The following is a 17,680-nucleotide window of genomic DNA, read 5'->3' as shown; positions in this document are numbered from 1 at the left end:
AAATGTCAATGACGACGATCCGCTACTCTGTCGGGCGTGCCGCTGAAGCCCGTCGCGACGCCCACCAAGGGCGAGGCGGCCTTCGTCGCGCTGCGCGAGGCCATCTGGTCCGGCGCGCTGGCGCCGGGCGAGCGGGTGACGCTCAACGGCCTGGCCGGTCAGCTCGGTATGAGCCTGACGCCCGTCCGGGAGGCGCTCCGCCGGCTGGCCGAGCACGGGCTGGTCCGCCACGTGCCCAACCAGGGCACGGTGGTCACCGAACGCAGTGTCGAGCGCGCGGAGGAGATCTACGGCCTGCGTCTGCTGCTGGAGCCGGTCGCCACCGAGCGCGCCGCGGAGCGCATGACGCCGGACGTGCTGGCCGGGATCACCGCCGCGCGCGAGGAGATCGAGCGGGCGATCGAGGCCGGGCGCGGTGCCGAGGTGCCCGCCCTCAACGCCGAGCTGCACCGGCGCATCTACGCCGCGTCCGGGTCGGAGTACCTGCAGGAGTTCATCGGCAAGCTCTGGAACGGGGTGCCGTTCCAGGCGATCAGCCTCACCGGGCGCCACGAGCGGTCCGACGGGGAGCACCGGGGGATCGTCGACGCGCTGGCCGCCCGGGACGGTGCGCTCGCGGCCCGGCTGATGACCGCACACATCTCGAGCGCCTCGGAACACGCGCTGCGCCATCTCGCCGGCGCGCCCGGAGGGCCGGACTCGGCCTGAGGGGCCGGTCTACCCCAGCAGTGTCGCCGCGTGGTCGGGCACCGCGTGGTCGATCTCGCGGGGCGGGCGGGTGTAGGTGCCCCGGTCCTCCGGGCGCTCGGGGAAGACCAGCTCCGGGCGCTGCACCGGCTGCCACGGGATCGTGGAGAGCAGGTGCGCGATCGCGTTGATCCGGGCGCGGCGCTTGTCGTCGGACTCGACGATCGTCCAGGGCGCCCGGTCGGTGTCGGTGTGCACCAGCATGTCGTCCTTGGCCTTGGAGTAGGCGTCCCAGCGGCTGATCGACTCGAGGTCCATCGGCGAGAGCTTCCACTGCTTGAGCGGGTTCCCGGCCCGCTCGCGGAAGCGCTTCTCCTGCTCGGTGTCGCTGACCGAGAACCAGTACTTGACCAGGTGGATGCCGTCCTCGACGAGCAGGTCCTCGAACACCGGGCACTGGCGCAGGAAGCGCCGGTACTCCGGCTCGGTGCAGAACCCCATCACCCGCTCCACGCCGGCGCGGTTGTACCAGCTGCGGTCCATCAGGACGATCTCGCCGGCCGCGGGCAGGTGGTCGACGTAGCGCTGGAAGTACCACTGCGTGCGTTCCCGCTCGGTCGGTGCCGGCAGCGCGACGACGCGGCAGACGCGCGGGTTGAGGTGCTCGGTGATCCGCTTGATCACGCCGCCCTTGCCTGCGGCGTCGCGTCCCTCGAACACGACGACGACCCGTGCGCCGCTCGCCTTGACCCACTCCTGCATCCGTACGAGCTCGCCCTGCAGGCGCAGCAGCTCGCGTTCGTAGATCTTGCGGGGTACCCGGTCGGTCGCCATCCGGCCAGGATCCCAGCTTCGGTGGCCGCGGCACATTCCCGATCGGTGCGGGGTCACAGCGTGAGGGATCGGACAGCGCGCGGGCTGGATCCACCGGCAGCGGGCGCCGTAGCGTGGTTGTTCGCGCCAAGGACGTCGTTACACCTTTCGAATACTTAAGGGGAACGATGCGCGCTGCGCCCATCCGTACTCGTACACCGCTCGCGCTCGCCGCCCTGGCGGCCGGCGCGTTCGCGATCGGCACCGGTGAGTTCGTCATCATGGGTCTGCTGCCCGACGTCGCCGGCGGGTTGTCGGTGGACATCCCGGACGCCGGACGGCTGATCTCGGCCTACGCGATCGGCGTCGTGGTCGGTGCGCCGCTGCTGATCGCGGCCTCGAACCGGTTCCCGCGCAAGGCCGTCCTGATCGGGTTGATGGCGGCCTACGCGCTGTTCAACGTCGTGTCCGCGGTCGCGCCCACCTACGACTGGGTCCTGGTGGCCCGGTTCCTGTCCGGCCTCCCGCACGGCGCGTTCTTCGGCATCGGCGCGGTCGTCGCCGGCAACCTCGTCTCCCCGGAGCGCCGGGCCCGGGCGATGGCGAAGATGTTCGCCGGGCTGACGCTGGCCAACGTCGCAGGGGTGCCGGTGTCGACCCTGCTCGGGCAGCAGCTCGGATGGCGCTGGGTGTTCGGCGTCGTCGGGCTGATCGGCGCGCTCGCGGCCCTCAGCGTCGCGGTCTCGGTGCCCGACGTCCGGTCGGCGCCGGTCCGGCTCGGCCGCGAGATGCGGGCGTTGGGACGCCGTCCGGTGTGGATGGCGCTGCTGATCGCCACCGTCGGCGGGGCGGTGCTGTTCTCCACCTACAGCTACATCACGCCGATGCTCACCGAGGTCGCGGGCTTTACCCCGACCCAGGTGACGCTCCTTCTGGCGCTGTTCGGTGTCGGCATGACGGTCGGGAACCTGCTCGGCGCACGCCTGGCCGACCGGGCGACGATGCCGACGATCTACGGCGCGCTGGTCGCGGACATCGTGATCTCGCTGCTGTTCATCCCCGCCCTGCAGAACCCGGTGACCACGATCGTGGTCATGTTCGCGTTCGCCGTCGCCACGTTCATGCTGGTCCCGGCCGTGCAGCTGCGGATCATCAGCGGCGCCGGGGACGCACCGAACCTGGCCTCGGGGGCCAACCAGGCCGCATTCAACGTCGCCAACGCGGTCGGTGCCGCGCTCGGCGGCATGGTGATCAGTGCTGGGCTGGGCTACGCGTCGCCGAACCTGGTCGCGGCGGCGCTGGCGCTCGCCGGTCTGGGCCTGGCGGTGGTGGCCGGACGCTCCGACCGTCGCGAGCGGACGCAGGCCCTGCGGCGCGAGGAGCGCGAGCCCGCCGCCGTCGCGGCCTGACCGCGCACGGGTCCGTCAGCGGCGGTCGAGCGCCTCGGCGAAGACCGCGGCGATGCCGGCGTAGCCGCGGTCGTTGGGGTGGAAGCGGTCGGCGGAGAGCTTGCCGCGCCAGTGCCGGGTCCGCGGGTCGCGCAGCTCGGCGAGCACCAGGCCGCGGCGGGCGACCGCGTCGTCGATCAGGGCGTTGACCTCCAGCGCCGCGTCGAAGGTGCCGGGCTGGTTGCCGACGACGGTGCCGACCGGCAGGCGGGCGAGCAGCTCGTACATGCGGTCGCCGGTGCCCGGGCGGTGCCGCGGGTTCATCAGGTCGTTCGAGCCGATCAGGCACGTCACCAGGTCCGGGACGACGCCGAGGGCCTCCATCGCGGGCAGCTGACGGTCCAGGACATCGGCCACCAGCCCGCCGCTGATCGACAGGTTCACCAACCGGTACTGCGGGATGCTCAGAGCGAGCTGCCCGACCCAGCCCCGCCACGGCACGCTCGCCCCGATGCCCTGCGCCATCGAGTCGCCGAGCGCCACCCACAGCGGGCCGGACGCGGACAGGGCGGCCCGGTTGTGCTGGCCCCACTCCCGGGCGTAGGGCTCCACCTGCCGCTGCACCCGCCGGATCCCCCGGAACACCAGCCCGGCCGCGCCGATGAACCGGCCCGGGGGGCGTCCGCTCAGGTTCGAGTACTCGAACTCGCCGGTTCCCGCGTCACCCACGCGATCAGTCAAGCAGGACGCGCGGACCCGCGCGCCCGGTCCTACCGTGGCGGCCATGAGCGCTTCACCGACCGTGGCACTGCTGGGAACCGGGATCATGGGCGCCGGGATGGGACACAACATCCTGGCCGCGGGCCTGCCGTTGCGGGTGTGGAACCGCAGCCCGGAGAAGGCGCAACCGCTCGTCGACGCCGGCGCGACCGCCGCCACGAGTCCGGCCGATGCCGTCCGCGGCGCCGACGTCGTGGTGACCATGCTCGGCAACGCCGACGACGTGCGCGCGGTGATGGAGCAGGCCGCCGACGGGCTTTCGAAGGGCCAGGTCTGGCTGCAGACCACGACCGTCGGCGTCGAGCCGCTGACCGGGCTGCTGCCGATCGCGCAGGAGCACGGCCTGACCTTCCTCGACGCGCCGGTGCTCGGCACCCGGGCGCCGGCCGAGAGCGGGACGCTGACGATGTTCGTGGCCGGCTCGCCGGACGCGCGCGCCACCGTCGACCCGGTGCTCGACGCGGTGGGGCAGAAGACCGTCTGGGTCGCCGAGACCGCCGACGGCGCCGCCGCCAGCCGGCTCAAGCTCGTCGCGAACAGCTGGGTGCTGGCCGTGACGGCCGCGACCGGCGAGACGATCTCGCTGGCCCAGGGCCTGGGCGTCGACCCGCAGGCGTTCCTCGACGCCGTCGCCGGTGGCCCGCTGGACCTGCCGTACCTGCAGGCCAAGGCGAAGGCGATCCTGGGCGCGGACTACACGCCGAACTTCACCGTGGACAACGCGGCCAAGGACGCCGGGCTGATCGTGGACGCGGGCGAGGGCGCGGGCCTGCGGCTCGACGTCGCCGAGGCGGTCCGCACTCGTCTGCACCGGGCGTCGGAGCGCGGGCACGGCGACGACGACATGGCCGCGGCGTACGAGGCGTCCTGACGGGAACGGATCACAGCGGGGCCTCAGGGGCCTCTCAGGGTCGGGGTAGAGACTGGCGGGCATGCGCATTCTGGTCGTCGACGACGACAAGGCCGTGCGGGACTCACTGCGCCGGTCACTCGCCTTCAACGGCTACCAGGTCGAGCTGGCCGAGGACGGGCAGGCGGCGCTGGACCAGATGGTCGACTCGCGCCCGGACGCGCTCGTACTGGACGTGATGATGCCGCGCCTGGACGGTCTCGAGGTGTGCCGGCGGCTGCGCAGCGCCGGTGACGCGCTGCCGATCCTGGTGCTCACCGCACGCGACGCCGTCTCCGACCGGGTCGCCGGCCTCGACGCCGGCGCCGACGACTACCTGCCCAAGCCGTTCGCGCTGGAGGAGCTGCTGGCCCGGCTGCGCGCCCTGCTGCGCCGGCGCACGCCGGAGGAGATCGCCGACGCGGCGGCCGGGCGGACCAAGGCGCTCGAGTTCGCGGACCTGTCGCTGGACCCGGACACCCGCGACGTCCGCCGCGGGGAGCGCGCGATCAGCCTGACCCGCACCGAGTTCTCGTTGCTCGAGCTGCTGCTGGCCTACCCGCGACGGGTGCTGACCCGCGGTCAGATCCTGGAGCAGGTCTGGGGCTACGACTTCCCGACCAGCGGCAACGCACTCGAGGTCTACGTCGGTTACCTCCGGCGCAAGACCGAGGCGGAGGGGGAGCCGCGGCTGATCCACACCGTGCGCGGTGTCGGGTACGTGCTGCGCGAGTCGCCGCCGTGACCCGGACCGAACCGCCGCCGGGCGCACCCGCACGACAGGTGGTCCCGGACCGCGAGCGGTTCACACTGCGCGCCCGGATCGGGGTGCTGGCCGCGCTGGTCGCCGCGGCGATGGTGCTGCTGGTCTCCGCGGCGGCGTTCCTGGTCGTCCGGCAGAACCTGTCGAGCACGCTCGACGAGACGCTCTACCAGCGGGCCACCGCCGCCGCGCAGAGCGACCTGGCCAGCCCGCAGCTGCTGGCGACGATCCCGCCGGCCGTACTCGGCGCCGCCGACCTGCACATCGCGCTGGTCTACTCCTCCGGGTTGGCCTCGTCGGCGGACGACTCGTCGCGGCCGCCGGTCGGCGACGACGAGCTCGCGGTGGCCCAGGGCATCGCGACCGAGTCGATCCGGACGGGGTCGCTGGACCGGGTGCCCTACCGGGTCGTCGCGGTGCAGGCCGGACCCGGGCGGGCGTTGGTGATCGCCCAGAAGCTGGACAGTGTGACCAAGGTGATGTCCCGGCTGGGGACGGCGTTGCCGCTGGTCGGGCTCGGTGGGGTGATCCTGGCCGCGCTGGCCGGGGTCGCCGTGGCCCGCACCGGTCTGCGGCCGGTGCAGCGGCTGACCGCCGCGACCGAGCGGGTCGCCACCACCGGGGACCTGCGCCCGATCCCGATCAGCGGCTCGGACGAGCTGGCGCGGCTGACCCAGAGCTTCAACGCGATGCTCGGCGCGCTGGCCGCGTCCCGGGAACAGCAGCGGCGGCTCGTCGCCGACGCCGGGCACGAGCTGCGGACGCCGCTGACGTCGTTGCGCACGAACCTGGAGCTGCTCGCCGCGGCCGACCGGCCGGACGCGCCGTCGCTGCCGGCCGAGGACCGCGAGGAGCTGCTGCACGACGTGCGGGCGCAGGTCGAGGAGCTCTCGCACCTGGTCGGCGACCTGGTGGAGCTGGCCCGCGACGACGCGCCGATGATCACCACCGAGGCACTGGAGCTGGGCGAGATCGTGGAGCGGGCGCTGGCCAGGGTCCGGCGCCGGGCCGGTGAGACCACGTTCGACGTCACGCTGCACCGCTGGGCGGTCGACGGCGACTCGACGGCGCTGGAGCGCGCGGTGCTGAACCTCCTCGACAACGCGGTGAAGTGGAGCCCGCCCGGGGGCCGGGTCCGGGTGTCGATGATCCCGATGCCGGACGCGTCGATGGTGATCGAGGTCGCGGACTCCGGGGCGGGCATCGCGGCCGAGGACCTGCCGCACGTGTTCGACCGCTTCTACCGGGCCGACACGTCGCGGACGATGCCCGGGTCCGGCCTCGGCCTGTCGATCGTGGCCCAGGCCGCGGCCCGGCACGGCGGAGCGGTGTGGGCCGGGCAGGCGCCGGAGGGCGGGGCCCTGCTCGCGCTGCGTCTCCCGGGTCGCCCCCCGGAACCGGATCCGAGCCCATAGCCTGGACCCCGCGGGTCGTGCAGGTGGCCCGCGCAGGTGACGACGGACGGTGGATGCATGCCCCAGGACACGCCGCACGGCGACGGCGATACCGGCCGGACGACCGGCCCGTCGCCGGAGGCCGAGGACGCGACGCCCACCCCGGACGCGACGCCGTCCGACGGGGAGGGCATGAGCGCCGGGCCTTCGGGCGACGGGCCTTCGGGCGACGCGGCGCCGAGTGACGGGGCGCCGAGTGACGGGGCGTCCGGTGCGGGCTCGAACCCGTGGGCCCGCCCCGGGCAGGTCGGCGAGCCCGCGCAGACGGGTGCCCCGACGGAGGCCCCCGGCGACGGTGCCGGCGGCCCGACACCGCAGGCCGCCGACTCCCAGGGCCAGTACCCCCAGGCCCAGGCCACGTACGGGCCGGGCCAGTACGCGCAGTACCCGCAGAACCCCTACGGTCCCGCCGCCCCGGGTCAGTACGGGACAGGCCAGTACGCCCCGGGCCAGTACGGGGCAGGCCAGCACGGCGCGGCGCAGTACCCGACGGGCCAGTACCCACAGGCCCCGTACGCCCAGGCCCCGTACGCCGCGGGCGGGCAGCCGCCGTACGGCACGTACCCGCCCGGCGCGACCCAGCCCGGCTGGGCTGGCGGCCCGCCCCCGCCGTCGCGTCGCGGACGCGGCGGACGGCTGGTCGCGGCCGGGATCGCGCTCGCGCTGGTCGCGGGCGGGGTCGGTGGCGCGATCGGGACGGAGGTCGCGACCTCGACCGGGTCCGGCGACGGCGGCGTGCTCGGCGGCCCGCTGCCCGAGGCCGACTCCGACCTGCCGCTGACGCCGATCGAGCAGGTCGCCCAGAAGGTGCTGCCCAGCGTCGTGCAGCTGCGCGTCGAGGGCGGCGCGCTGTCCCGCGGCGAGCAGGGCGAGGGTTCCGGGATGGTCGTGAGCGGGGACGGCCTGGTGCTGACCAACAACCACGTCGTCGAGCCTGCGGCCACCGGCGGCACCCTGCGCGCGATATTCCAGGACGGCCGCACGGCTTCGATGCGGATCATCGGCCGGGACCCGCAGTCCGACCTCGCCGTGGTCAAGGCGGACGACCTGCCCGGCCTGAGGCCGATCGAGCTGGGCAACTCCGAGGGCGTGCGGGTCGGCCAGCAGGTCACCGCGATCGGCTCCCCGCTCGGGCTCGGCGGTTCGGTCACCACCGGCATCGTCTCCGCACTGAACCGCGCGGTCAGCGTCGGCGGCGAGAGCGGGCCGAGCTCGGCCACGGTCCTGAGCGCGCTGCAGACCGACGCGGCGATCAACCCCGGCAACTCCGGCGGCCCGCTGGTGGACATGCAGGGCCGGGTCGTCGGGATCAACTCGGCGATCGCCACCACCGGTGGCGGCGGCGGGTCGATCGGTGTCGGCTTCTCGATCCCGATCAACCAGGCCAAGCGGGTCGCCGACCAGCTGCGCACGACCGGGAAGGCCACCCACGCCGTCCTCGGCGTCGAGGTCACCGACGACCCGCAGCAGACCGGTGCGCGTCTGCGCACCGTCGCGCCGGGCGGTGCCGCCGCGACGGCCGGGCTCAAGCCCAACGACCTCGTCGTCCGTCTGGGTGATCAGCGGATCACCACGGGGACCGATCTGCAGGCCGCGGTGCGGTCGCAGGCGCCCGGTTCCACGGTCGAGATGCAGCTCGCCGACCGCACGGTGCAGGTGGTCCTCGGCGAGAACTGAGGGCCCGCCCGCGCCGGACCGACTTGGGTCGGCGTTCACCCGGACTCTCCGGGTGGTTGCGATCGCGTTTCGTTGACGCATGAAACACCGGCGTGATGGTGTAGACCGGCCCGGCGCGGTGGTGCCCCTCCGGCCGGGTTGTCGACGGGTCGTGTCGGCGCAGGATCCCCCTCTCTGCGCCGACACGACCCCTCCGTGTGCCCCGGCCCGTGCCGGGCCGGCCGGGCGACGACGGCCCCGCCCACCTCCGGCGTTAGGCTGGTGACCATGGAGATGGCGGGACCACAGATCGGCCGGGCCCTGGTGGTCATCGTCGACGACCGGGTCAGCGGGGGCGAGCGCTCCGACCAGACCGGGCCGCTGGTCACCGAGCTGCTCGAGGAGGCGAACTTCCTCGTCGACGGCGTCGTGTCCGCCCCGGGGGAGGTGGTCGCGATCCGCAGCGCGCTGAACACCGCGGTGATCGGCGGTGTCGACCTCGTCGTGACGGTCGGTGGCACCGGCGTGTCCCCGCGCGACGTCACCCCGGACGCGACGTCCGGCGTGCTGGACCGCCCGATCCCCGGCATCTCCGAGGCGCTGCGGGCGTCCGGGCTGGCCGCGGGTGCGGTGGACGCGGGCCTGTCCCGCGGGCTGGTCGGCGTGTCCGGCAGCACGCTGGTGGTGAACCTGGCGCCGTCGCGGGCCGCCGTGCGTGACGGCATGGCCACGCTGACCCCGCTGGTCCCGCACGTGATCGCGGAGCTGTCCGGGCTCGACGCCTGAGAGACGACCCCCGGACGACGACGGGCCCGGCGGTGGTGATCCACCGCCGGGCCCGTCCGCGGGTCGGGACGCAGGCGCCGGGACTACCGGTCGCCGTCCGCCGGCGGCGGCGGGACGGCCGGGGTCTGGCCCGGCCGGCTGGCCGGCCCGTCCGGCTTCGGGTCCTGCGCGGAGGGCTTGTCGCCGCCGGGCGGGGGCGGCGGCACGGCCGAGACCGGGTTCGGCGTGGTGGAGTCCGCCGGCCTGCGGTCCTGCGGGGACAGCGCGTCACCGCCGGGCGGCGTCGGCGGGACGGCGGAGACCGGCCCCTTGTTCGACACGGTGTCCGGCGTGCCGACGCCACCCGCGGGCGGCGGGGTCGACGAGGTGCCGCCGAGCGCGTCCTCGACCTTGCCCTTGGCGTTGCCGATCTGCTCGGTGTACTTGCCGCCGGTCGCCTTGTCGACCTGCTCGGCGGCCTTGCCCACGTAGGGGGCCGCCTTCTCCTTCGCCTGCTCCAGCGCGGGCCCGGCCTTCTCCTTCGCCTTCTCGATGTGCGGAGCGGCCTTCTCGATCGCGTTCTCCGCGGCCTCGCGGGCCTTGTCCAGGAATCCCATCGCGGGTCCCTCCCTCGGTGCTCGTCCGCATCGTTCGCTGCGGGTGTGTGACCCCATCGTTCCACTGTGCGCACCGGTTGTGCGGAAACGGCACGATGGGGCCATGAGCGAACTGCCGGACGAGGTGCGCCGCCGGATCGCCGAGGTCTTCGGCGACGAGGTGCAGACCACGCGCGACGAGCACGGCGACACCGGCTCCGCGGCCGAGCGCGAGGATCCCGACGCCGACCGCTGGCTCCGCGAGAACCGCCCCCCGCACCACGGCGGCTGACCCGCGCCGGTCGGCCCCGTCGGGCCCGGTCGGTCCCGTCAGCCCCGTCAGCCCCGTCGGTCCCGTCGGCCCCGTCAGCGCAGTGTCACGGCGATCTCACCGGCCAGCGAGGCCGCGGCGACGTCGGTGGCGGCGTCGCGGGGGAGCGCGACCAGCACCAGCGGCCCCGCACCGGACCGGCCCACGCCCTGGGTCTGGGCGGGCAGCACGGTGAGCACGGTGGCCCGCCCGGCGATGACCCGCGCTCCGGACCCGCCGTCGCCGGCGTCCGCCCCGGGTGCGGCGTCGCCCGGACCCAGCGTCACCACGTCGACGACGGTGCCGGGTGCGAGGAGCGCGGCCACGGCCGGGTCGGCGGGACGCAGCGGGACCGCCGCCGCGTCCGGGCCGCCCGCCCGGACGGTCAGCTCGACACCGACCAGCCGCAGGTCGGTCAGGGGCTCGCCGGCCCGGACCGCGCCGGCCGCGACCCGACCCTGCGCGTCCGGCGGCGCGCGCAGCGCCCCGGCCGGGACGAGCGCCGACGGCCACGTGCGGACCGCCAGGTCCTCGGCCCGGATCGCCGAGCCGGGTGCCAGGTCGCGCACGGTGACCAGGACCGGGGCCTGGTCCGCCGACCCGTCCGGGGCCACCGCCAGCACCACGGCGACCGTGGCGAGCGCCCCGGCACCGACCCGTCGCGCCAGCGCGACGCGGGCCCAGCCCGGCCCGCGCAGGACGGCGAGGAACCGGCGCCAGGGGCGGGCGGCCAGCGCCGCACGCTCCCGGCGCCCGCCGCCGCGCCGATCGTCGTCGCCCATGCGTCGCCTCCACCGTCGATGTGCTCCGACGGTAGGACGGGAGGTGCACCGTGCACGGCCCGGTCACGGACCTGTGGACGGCCGCGTCAGGTTGTGGACAACCCGGGCCCCGGCGACCCGCGCCGGGGGTGTGGAGCGGTCAGGACGACGCGGCGGCCGGGGAGCTCGACGAGGAGCTCGACCCGGACGATCCCGAGCCGGACGATCCCGAGCCCGAACCGGACGACGTGCTCGAGCCGGCGGAGGACTTCGAGTCCGACGACGAGCTCGAGGACCCGGAGTCCGAGCCCGAGGAGCTACCGGACGAGTCGGACTTCGACTCGGTGGTCTTGGAGTCCGACGACCCGCCGCCGTTCACCGCGCCGGCGCGGCTGTCGGTGCGGTAGAAGCCGCTGCCCTTGAACACGATGCCGACCGAGGAGAAGACCTTGCGGAGCTTGCCCTCGCAGTTCGGGCACGTGGTGAGCGCATCGTCGGAGAACGCCTGTACCGCCTCGAATCGGTGGTCACACGCCGTGCATGCGTACTGGTAGGTCGGCACAACTTCCTCCGTGACTCAACGCTGGCACTCCGCTGGTGCGAGTGCCAGCATAACCCTGTCGGGTCAGCCGTTGTTCCGCACCGCAACCGCACCGCGCGTCGGGACTATGACCTGCGCCACCGTGACGTCCAGCTCCCCGGCCGGGACCAGGTCGATCAGCTCGTCGTCGTGCAGCAGTACGGCCAGCGGGGTCGGGGCCGGGACCGCGGGCAGGGTCCGATCGTAGTAGCCGCCGCCGCGCCCGATCCGGTGCCCGTGCACGTCCACGGCCAGCGCCGGGACCAGCACCAGCCCGGCCCGGGCGATCGCCGCGGTGCCCAGCCGCCGCCCGCCCGGCTCGCGCACCCCGAGCTTCCCGGCGGCCAGCGCGTCCGGGCCCTCGTAGCGGGTCCAGTCCAGCGGGCCGGGCTCGGCCGGGACGATCGGGGCGAGCACCTCGTGCCCGGCGGCGAGGAGCGCGTCGGGGACCGTCGAGGTACCCGAACCGGCAGCGCCCGGCTCCGGGCCGACCGGCAGGTAGCAGCAGATCGGGCCCTCGACCCCCTCGGCGAGGGCCAGGGCGTGCCGGGTCAGGGCCTCGGTGGCCGCCGCGCGGGCGTCGTCGCCGCGGGCCTTGCGGGCGTCGAGCAGGCGTCGCCGCAGCGCACGCTTGTCCTCCCGGAGTGAATCCGTGCCAGATCGTGCGGGTGAGTCCTTGCGAGCCGTCACACCTCCACGCTAGCCGCGCAGATAGGCTCGCCGACCATGACCGCGCAGTCCTGGCCCCCGGCCGCGTTCCGTACCGCCGTCGTGCCCGCCGCCGGCCTGGGCACCCGGTTCCTGCCGACCACCAAAGCGGTACCGAAGGAACTGCTCCCGGTCGTCGACACGCCGGGCATCGAGATCGTCGCCGCGGAGGCCGCACAGGCCGGCGCGCAGCGGCTGCTGATCGTCACCTCGCCGGGCAAGGAGTCGGTCGCCGAGTACTTCCGGCCCGACCCCGCGCTGGAGAAGACCCTGGAGGACCGGGGCAAGGACGCGCTGCTGGAGAAGGTCCGCCGCGCCCCCGGCCTGCTCTCGGTCGACTCCGTCTACCAGTACGAGCCCAAGGGCCTCGGGCACGCCGTCGCCCAGGCCGGGCCCGCGCTGGACGACGACGAGCAGGCGATCGCCGTGCTGCTGCCCGACGACCTGGTGCTCCCGACCGGGGTCCTGGAGCGGATGTCGGAGGTCCGGTCCCGGCACGGCGGCAGTGTGCTGTGCGCGTTCGACATCCCGCGCGAGCAGATCTCGGCCTACGGCGTGTTCGACGTCAGCGACACCGACGACGACGACGTCAAGCAGGTGCACGGGATGGTGGAGAAGCCCGCGCCCGACGACGCGCCGTCCACGCTCGCCGCGGCCGGCCGCTACGTGCTCGACCGGGCCATCTTCGACGCGCTGGACCGGATCACGCCCGGTTCGGGCGGTGAGCTGCAGCTCACCGACGCGGTGGCCCTGCTGATCTCCGAGGGGCACCCGGTGCACGTGGTCGTGCACCGCGGCGGGCGCCACGACCTGGGCAACCCGGGCGGGTTCGCGCGGGCGTTCGTCGACTTCGCCCTGCAGGACCCGGAGTACGGCGACGACCTGCGGACCTGGCTCGACGACCGGCTGAAGGGCTAGACGTGCGCACGGTCGACGAGCAGCTCTCCCGGATCCTGGACTCCGCGGTGCGCCCGGCGCCGGTCCGGGTCGCGATCTCCGACGCCCAGGGTCTGCGCAGCGCCGAGGAGGTCATCGCGGCGCGCCCGCTGCCGGTGTTCGACCAGGCCGCGATCGACGGCTACGCCGTGCGCAGCGTCGACGTCGCCGGGGCCGGCGAGTCCGAGCCGGCGACCGTGCCGGTCGTCGGGGAGATCGCCGCCGGGTCCCGGCAGCCGCTGCGGCTGCAGCCCGGGCAGGCCGTCCGGGTCGCGGCCGGTGCGCCGCTGCCGACGCTGGCCGACGCCGTCGCGCCGCTGGGCTGGACCGACGGCGGGTCGGCCCGCCTGCAGGTGCACCGCGGGGTGCCCTCGGCCGGGTTCGTCCGGCGGGTCGGGGAGGACGTGCAGCCCGGCGACGTCGCAGTCCGGGACGGCGCGACCGTCGGAGCCGTACAGGTGGCCATGCTGGCCGCGGCCGGGCGGGACAAGCTGTTGGTGCACCCGCGCCCGCGGGTGTCGGTGGTCTCGGTCGGCGACGAGCTGGTGGAGGTGTCGCGCTCGGCCTCGGCCGGTCAGGTGGCCGACGTCTGCTCGCACGCGCTGACCGCGGCCGCGCGCGAGGCGGGCGCGGAGACCAACCGCTCGCGGACCGTCGGCGGCAACGCGGGCGAGATCCGCGCCGCCGTGGAGGACCTGCTGCCGGCCAGCGAGATCGTCGTGGTGTGCGGGGCGGCGGGCGGGGCGGCCGGGGCGGAGGCCAAGGCCGGGCTCGCCGACCTCGGCGGGATCGATGACACCCGGGTCTCGATGCACCCGGGCTCCGCACAGGCCTACGGGCGGCTCGGCCAGGACGCGGTGCCGGTGTTCCTGTTCCCGTCGCACCCCTCGACCGCGCTGATCCTGTTCGAGGTGTTCACCCGGCCGCTGATCCGGCTGGCGCTGGGGCTGGAACCGCAGCGGCGGCCGATCGGTGCGCGGCTGACGTCGCCGCTGACCTCGCCGGCCGGTCGGCGCTCCTACATCCCGTCCCGGCTGCTGCGCGAGGAGGCCGGCGGCGGGTACCTGGCCCAGCCGCTCGGTGCGTCCGGCACGCACCTGCTGGCGGTGCTGGCCGAGGTCAACGCGCTCGCGGTGGTGCCGGAGGCGGTGACCGAGCTGACGGTCGGCGAGCAGGTCGAGCTCCTCCCGCGCGGTCGTGGCTGAGCGCGCGTAGCGAACGTCGAGACCGAGCGGACCGCGCATGCCCCCACCCGTTCCCGAGCCGCTCGGCGGGCACCCCGGCTGGCCGGCCCGGCTCGGGCCGCTGCGGGTCGCCGCGGGCGAGGTGGCGCTGCGCCCGGTCCGGCTGACCGACGCGGGGGCGTGGTCGACGATCCGGCTGCGCGACGAGGCCTACCTGACCCCGTGGGAGCCGACCCCCTACGGCGGCTGGGCCCGGCGCAACGCGAGCGTCGAGTGGCCCGGTCGCTGGTACCTGCTGCGCACGGCAGCCCGCCGCGGCACGACGCTGCCGTTCGCGATCACCGTCGACGGGCGGCTGGCCGGGCACGTGATGATCGGCAACGTCGTCCGCGAACCGCTGCTCTCGGCCTACGTCGGCTACTGGTGCGACAGCCGCATGGCCGGTCGCGGGGTGACGACGGCGGCCGTCGCGCTGGTCGTCGACCACTGCTTCACCGCGGCGCGGCTGCACCGGATCGAGGCGACCGTCCGCCCGGAGAACGTGGCCAGCCTGCGGGTTCTGGGCAAGCTCGGGTTCCGGCACGAGGGTGTGCTGCGCCGCTATCTCGACGTCGACGGTGACTGGCGCGACCACCACAGCTACGCGATGACCGCCGAGGAGATCCCGGCCGGTGGCCTGGCCGGCCGGCTGGTCCGGGAGCGCCGCGCGGGCTGGGCCTGAACGCGTTCTTGTTGCACACTGTAGTCGGTGAGTACGGTGTGTGATCGAGTCGTTGACCCACACTGGTCACAGACGCAACATCAACCTCGGGTGAATCACGATCTGTCCGGGTGATGACGGCGCGTCGCTTCCCGGACCCTGGTCGCTCGCTGGTTACGGTGATCGGCACGTGACCGCGGAGTCGGGGCCGGGGTCACGGGTGGACTGCGCCGGTCGGGGAGGAGGCAGCCGTGCCCAGCTCGTTGATATTCGTCGGGTTGGTCGTGCTGTGGCTGCTGATCCTGGTTCCGACGGTCGCACGGCGTCAGCAGGAGGTGGCCCGGCTCAGCCCCGCGCTGCTCTCCGGGCGGGTGCTGGAGCGGCCCATGCGGCATCGATTCCCGGAGGTGGGCGTGATGGAACGGCTCGACGACCGAGGTGCGACGACGGTGGGTGAGCTGGTCGAGCGCCGGGACGACGTCCCGGCGCCCCGGGACCGGGACTCCGCCGACGACCGTCCGGACCTGCGGGACGAGGACCTGCGTGACGAGGACCTGCGCGACGACCTCGAACAGGAGCTCGACGACGAACTGGTCCCGGACTCCGAGGCCGAGCTCGATCTCGGGGTCGAACGCGACGTCCACGATCTCGGGGACGGACACGACGTCCACGACGAGGACGACCGGCAGTGGGAGCGTCCGCCGGCCCGGTACCGCCCCGGTCGCGGTGGCTACGACCCGGAGGCCGCGGCCGTCGCCGCGCACGCCAAGTACGCGTTCCGCCAGCGCGTCGTGCTCGGTCTGCTGGTGCTGCTGCTCGCCTCCGTGGCGGCCGCGCTGCTGGTCACCGGCCTGTTCTGGTGGGCGACCGGAGTACTCGGCGCGGGCCTGGCCGGCTACCTGACCTACCTGCGACGCCAGGTCCGGATCGAGGAGGCGATCCGGGACCGCCGGGCCGCGCGACTGGCCGGCACGCGGCGCAGCGCCGCAGCCGACGACCCCGAGCTCGACGACTGGGCGCGGCGCGGGCGTGAGGCCGGTCTCGTCGACCAGGACGACGTCCACGAGGCGGCCGGGAACGTGGACGCGGTCGAGGAGACCGCGCTCGACGACGACCAGGACCACGACGACGACTGGACCGCCGACGACGGCGAGCCGTCGCGGATCCGCGGCACCGGCGAGCCCCTGGGCGTGCTGCCCGCCCGCCGCCGCACCACCGACGGGGCCGGCGGTGACGAGCCGGAGTCCAGCCTTCCGCGCCTGAGCGCCGCCCCGCCGCCGCCGATCCCGGCCGGAACCTCGCTGGTCGACGTCGACGACGAGGAGCAGCTCGACGCCGTCCCCACGCTCGACATCGCGCCGACTCCCGGTTCCGCGCTCGACACCGACACCGACGACACCGCGGGGCCGATGATCGAGCACCGGCGCGCGGTCGGTGAGTAGCCCCTGATATGGTTCTCGAGTCCGCCTGCGAGGCGGGCCCTTGGGGCTGTGGCGCAATTGGTAGCGCGTCTCGTTCGCATCGAGAAGGTCAGGGGTTCGATTCCCCTCAGCTCCACTCCTGCTTCCCGTCACCCCGGTTCGCCTCCCGCGGACCGGGGTGACGTCGTTCCGGGGCTCGGCCGGGCAGCCCCGCTCCCGGGCGGGTCGCTGTGCGGAAATTAGCTCACCAACTCTGAGAGTTGGTGAGCAAAATTTCGGGAAGAGGGTCCCCGCCTCTTCCGCGGGAGTGCCCCGGGGAACCGCCCGGCAGTGGGCCGATGCCGTCAGGCGGTCTGGCCCAGGGTCGCCGCGAGACCGACCGCGACCGACATCACCAGGATCTCCACTCCGGCCCAGCGCAGCACCGGCGTCCGGCCCGCACGCAGCCGGGCCCGCGCCGCGCCGCCCAGCAGACCGGCCAGCCCCAGACACGCGACCTTGGCCAGGACGAGTCCGCCGTACCCGGTCGTCAGCAGCTCCGTCCAGGTCCCGATGCGGGTCGTCGCCGACACCACCCCGGACACGGCGACGATCCCCAGGCACCATCCGGCCAGCCGGGACCAGCGGGTCAGGACGCCCTCCGGCAGACCACCCTCCAGCAGGACCGCGCCGAGCCCGCCCACCCACAGTGCGGCCGCGACGACGTGCAGGGACACCGCCGTCACCGCGAGGGCGGCCCCGGACCCGGCCGCCGCGGCGTGCCCGGTCGCGGCCGGTCCGGCGAGCCCGGCCAGCGCCACGACCAGGAGCGCCGTCGGTGGCGGGACCGGACGTTCCGGTGCGCCGGCCCGGGCCGAGGCGCCCACCAGAACCAGCGTCGCGGCGGCGGCGGCGACCAGCAGACCGGCCCCGGCGGCGGGGCCGGTCAGGAACCGGGTGAGATCGGCCGTGCCGATCTCACCGATCGGGCGTCCGGCGACGAGCGCCGCCCGCGAGACGAGGTCGAGCCCGCCCAGCCCCAGCCACACGCCGGAGGCGACCAGCAGCACCCGGTCCGGGACGCGACCGGCCCGCCCGGGGACGAGCCGCCCCAGCAGCGCGGCGCCCACACACACGACACCGCACACATCCATCCCGATCCGGGTGAGCGCCGCACCGATCCCGGCCGCCGCGCCCGAGGACAGGCCACCGGTCAGCCCGGCGGCGACGACCCCGGCGCCCAGCGCGACCGCGACCCATCCGGCGGCGACCACCGGGTCGGCCGGGCGGTCTCCGGGGCGGTCGGCCGG

Annotated in this window: 19 protein-coding genes, 1 tRNA gene and 1 pseudogene; 14 read left to right on the top strand and 7 right to left on the bottom strand. The window is 74.7% G+C overall.

Going from position 1 to position 17,680, the window contains the following annotated elements:
• Positions 1 to 36: 36 nt before the first annotated feature.
• Positions 37 to 708 carry a GntR family transcriptional regulator gene (locus tag I4I78_RS03395; protein ID WP_218609690.1) on the top strand — a complete coding sequence of 224 codons (672 nt, stop codon included), beginning with the start codon at positions 37 to 39 and terminating at the stop codon, positions 706 to 708.
• A 9-nt stretch (positions 709 to 717) separates the two neighbouring features.
• Here I4I78_RS03395 and ppk2 read toward each other — a convergent pair whose 3' ends face one another.
• On the bottom strand, positions 718 to 1,521 hold the full coding sequence (ppk2, locus tag I4I78_RS03390; protein WP_218609689.1) for a polyphosphate kinase 2: 804 nt from the start codon (positions 1,519 to 1,521) through the stop codon (positions 718 to 720).
• A gap of 167 nt (positions 1,522 to 1,688) precedes the next feature.
• Between ppk2 and I4I78_RS03385 the strand changes: the two genes are divergently transcribed.
• Positions 1,689 to 2,909 carry an MFS transporter gene (locus tag I4I78_RS03385; RefSeq protein WP_218609688.1) on the top strand — a complete coding sequence of 407 codons (1,221 nt, stop codon included), beginning with the start codon at positions 1,689 to 1,691 and terminating at the stop codon, positions 2,907 to 2,909.
• A 15-nt stretch (positions 2,910 to 2,924) separates the two neighbouring features.
• Here the strand turns inward: I4I78_RS03385 and I4I78_RS03380 are convergent, their stop codons facing one another.
• Positions 2,925 to 3,617, bottom strand: coding sequence for a GDSL-type esterase/lipase family protein (locus tag I4I78_RS03380; RefSeq protein ID WP_308251875.1), 693 nt, complete (start codon positions 3,615 to 3,617; stop codon positions 2,925 to 2,927).
• Between the two features lie 55 nt (positions 3,618 to 3,672).
• Between I4I78_RS03380 and I4I78_RS03375 the strand changes: the two genes are divergently transcribed.
• The 5 genes from I4I78_RS03375 to I4I78_RS03355 all read left to right on the top strand — a co-directional run bounded on the left by I4I78_RS03375 (position 3,673) and on the right by I4I78_RS03355 (position 9,216).
• The gene (locus I4I78_RS03375; protein WP_218609686.1) at positions 3,673 to 4,539 is read left to right on the top strand and encodes an NAD(P)-dependent oxidoreductase; all 867 of its coding nucleotides are present in this window, start codon (positions 3,673 to 3,675) and stop codon (positions 4,537 to 4,539) included.
• Between the two features lie 61 nt (positions 4,540 to 4,600).
• Positions 4,601 to 5,302 (top strand): response regulator transcription factor, encoded by a 702-nt coding sequence (locus I4I78_RS03370; protein WP_218609685.1) that lies wholly within the window; start codon positions 4,601 to 4,603, stop codon positions 5,300 to 5,302.
• A complete protein-coding gene (locus I4I78_RS03365; protein ID WP_218609684.1) occupies positions 5,299 to 6,735 on the top strand; it encodes a cell wall metabolism sensor histidine kinase WalK in 1,437 nt (478 codons plus the stop codon). Before I4I78_RS03370 ends, I4I78_RS03365 begins: the two co-directional genes overlap by 4 nt.
• Positions 6,736 to 6,792: 57 nt before the next feature.
• Positions 6,793 to 8,451 (top strand): trypsin-like peptidase domain-containing protein, encoded by a 1,659-nt coding sequence (locus tag I4I78_RS03360; RefSeq protein WP_218609683.1) that lies wholly within the window; start codon positions 6,793 to 6,795, stop codon positions 8,449 to 8,451.
• Between the two features lie 273 nt (positions 8,452 to 8,724).
• Positions 8,725 to 9,216: a molybdenum cofactor biosynthesis protein B gene (locus I4I78_RS03355; RefSeq protein WP_374225833.1), complete on the top strand. Its 492-nt coding sequence runs from the start codon at positions 8,725 to 8,727 to the stop codon at positions 9,214 to 9,216.
• Positions 9,217 to 9,299: 83 nt separating this feature from the next.
• Here the strand turns inward: I4I78_RS03355 and I4I78_RS03350 are convergent, their stop codons facing one another.
• Positions 9,300 to 9,812, bottom strand: a complete 513-nt coding sequence (locus tag I4I78_RS03350) for an antitoxin (RefSeq protein ID WP_218609682.1) — start codon at positions 9,810 to 9,812, stop codon at positions 9,300 to 9,302.
• Between the two features lie 103 nt (positions 9,813 to 9,915).
• Here I4I78_RS03350 and I4I78_RS03345 point away from each other — a divergent pair, with 103 nt between their 5' ends.
• Positions 9,916 to 10,083 (top strand): hypothetical protein, encoded by a 168-nt coding sequence (locus tag I4I78_RS03345; protein ID WP_218609681.1) that lies wholly within the window; start codon positions 9,916 to 9,918, stop codon positions 10,081 to 10,083.
• A gap of 74 nt (positions 10,084 to 10,157) precedes the next feature.
• Here the strand turns inward: I4I78_RS03345 and I4I78_RS03340 are convergent, their stop codons facing one another.
• Positions 10,158 to 10,883: an SAF domain-containing protein gene (locus tag I4I78_RS03340; RefSeq protein WP_218609680.1), complete on the bottom strand. Its 726-nt coding sequence runs from the start codon at positions 10,881 to 10,883 to the stop codon at positions 10,158 to 10,160.
• 128 nt (positions 10,884 to 11,011) lie between these two features.
• Here I4I78_RS03340 and I4I78_RS33670 point away from each other — a divergent pair, with 128 nt between their 5' ends.
• Entirely contained in the window at positions 11,012 to 11,269 is a 258-nt protein-coding gene (locus I4I78_RS33670; RefSeq protein ID WP_308251876.1) for a hypothetical protein, read from the top strand.
• Positions 11,270 to 11,331: 62 nt separating this feature from the next.
• Here the strand turns inward: I4I78_RS33670 and I4I78_RS33665 are convergent.
• Positions 11,332 to 11,424: pseudogene (locus I4I78_RS33665) on the bottom strand (FmdB family zinc ribbon protein); the annotation flags it as partial.
• A 63-nt stretch (positions 11,425 to 11,487) separates the two neighbouring features.
• Entirely contained in the window at positions 11,488 to 12,132 is a 645-nt protein-coding gene (locus tag I4I78_RS03330) for a 5-formyltetrahydrofolate cyclo-ligase (RefSeq protein WP_308251874.1), read from the bottom strand.
• 36 nt (positions 12,133 to 12,168) lie between these two features.
• Between I4I78_RS03330 and I4I78_RS03325 the strand changes: the two genes are divergently transcribed.
• The 5 genes from I4I78_RS03325 (at position 12,169) to I4I78_RS03305 (ending at position 16,527) form a co-directional block, all read left to right on the top strand.
• Entirely contained in the window at positions 12,169 to 13,068 is a 900-nt protein-coding gene (locus I4I78_RS03325; protein ID WP_218609678.1) for a UTP--glucose-1-phosphate uridylyltransferase, read from the top strand.
• 2 nt (positions 13,069 to 13,070) lie between these two features.
• Positions 13,071 to 14,291, top strand: coding sequence for a gephyrin-like molybdotransferase Glp (glp, locus tag I4I78_RS03320; RefSeq protein ID WP_218609677.1), 1,221 nt, complete (start codon positions 13,071 to 13,073; stop codon positions 14,289 to 14,291).
• A gap of 37 nt (positions 14,292 to 14,328) precedes the next feature.
• The gene (locus tag I4I78_RS03315; protein WP_218609676.1) at positions 14,329 to 14,991 is read left to right on the top strand and encodes a GNAT family N-acetyltransferase; all 663 of its coding nucleotides are present in this window, start codon (positions 14,329 to 14,331) and stop codon (positions 14,989 to 14,991) included.
• Between the two features lie 230 nt (positions 14,992 to 15,221).
• Entirely contained in the window at positions 15,222 to 16,412 is a 1,191-nt protein-coding gene (gene glpR / locus I4I78_RS03310) for a gephyrin-like molybdotransferase receptor GlpR (protein ID WP_218609675.1), read from the top strand.
• A 42-nt stretch (positions 16,413 to 16,454) separates the two neighbouring features.
• A tRNA-Ala gene (locus I4I78_RS03305) sits at positions 16,455 to 16,527 on the top strand.
• 208 nt (positions 16,528 to 16,735) lie between these two features.
• Here the strand turns inward: I4I78_RS03305 and I4I78_RS03300 are convergent.
• A partial coding sequence (locus tag I4I78_RS03300) for a CopD family protein (RefSeq protein WP_218609674.1) occupies positions 16,736 to 17,680 on the bottom strand: 945 nt, incomplete at its 5' end.

The organism is Pseudonocardia sp. KRD291 (assembly GCF_019263595.1).
Lineage (GTDB): Bacteria > Actinomycetota > Actinomycetes > Mycobacteriales > Pseudonocardiaceae > Pseudonocardia.
This window is presented reverse-complemented; position numbering and strand designations above follow the sequence as displayed.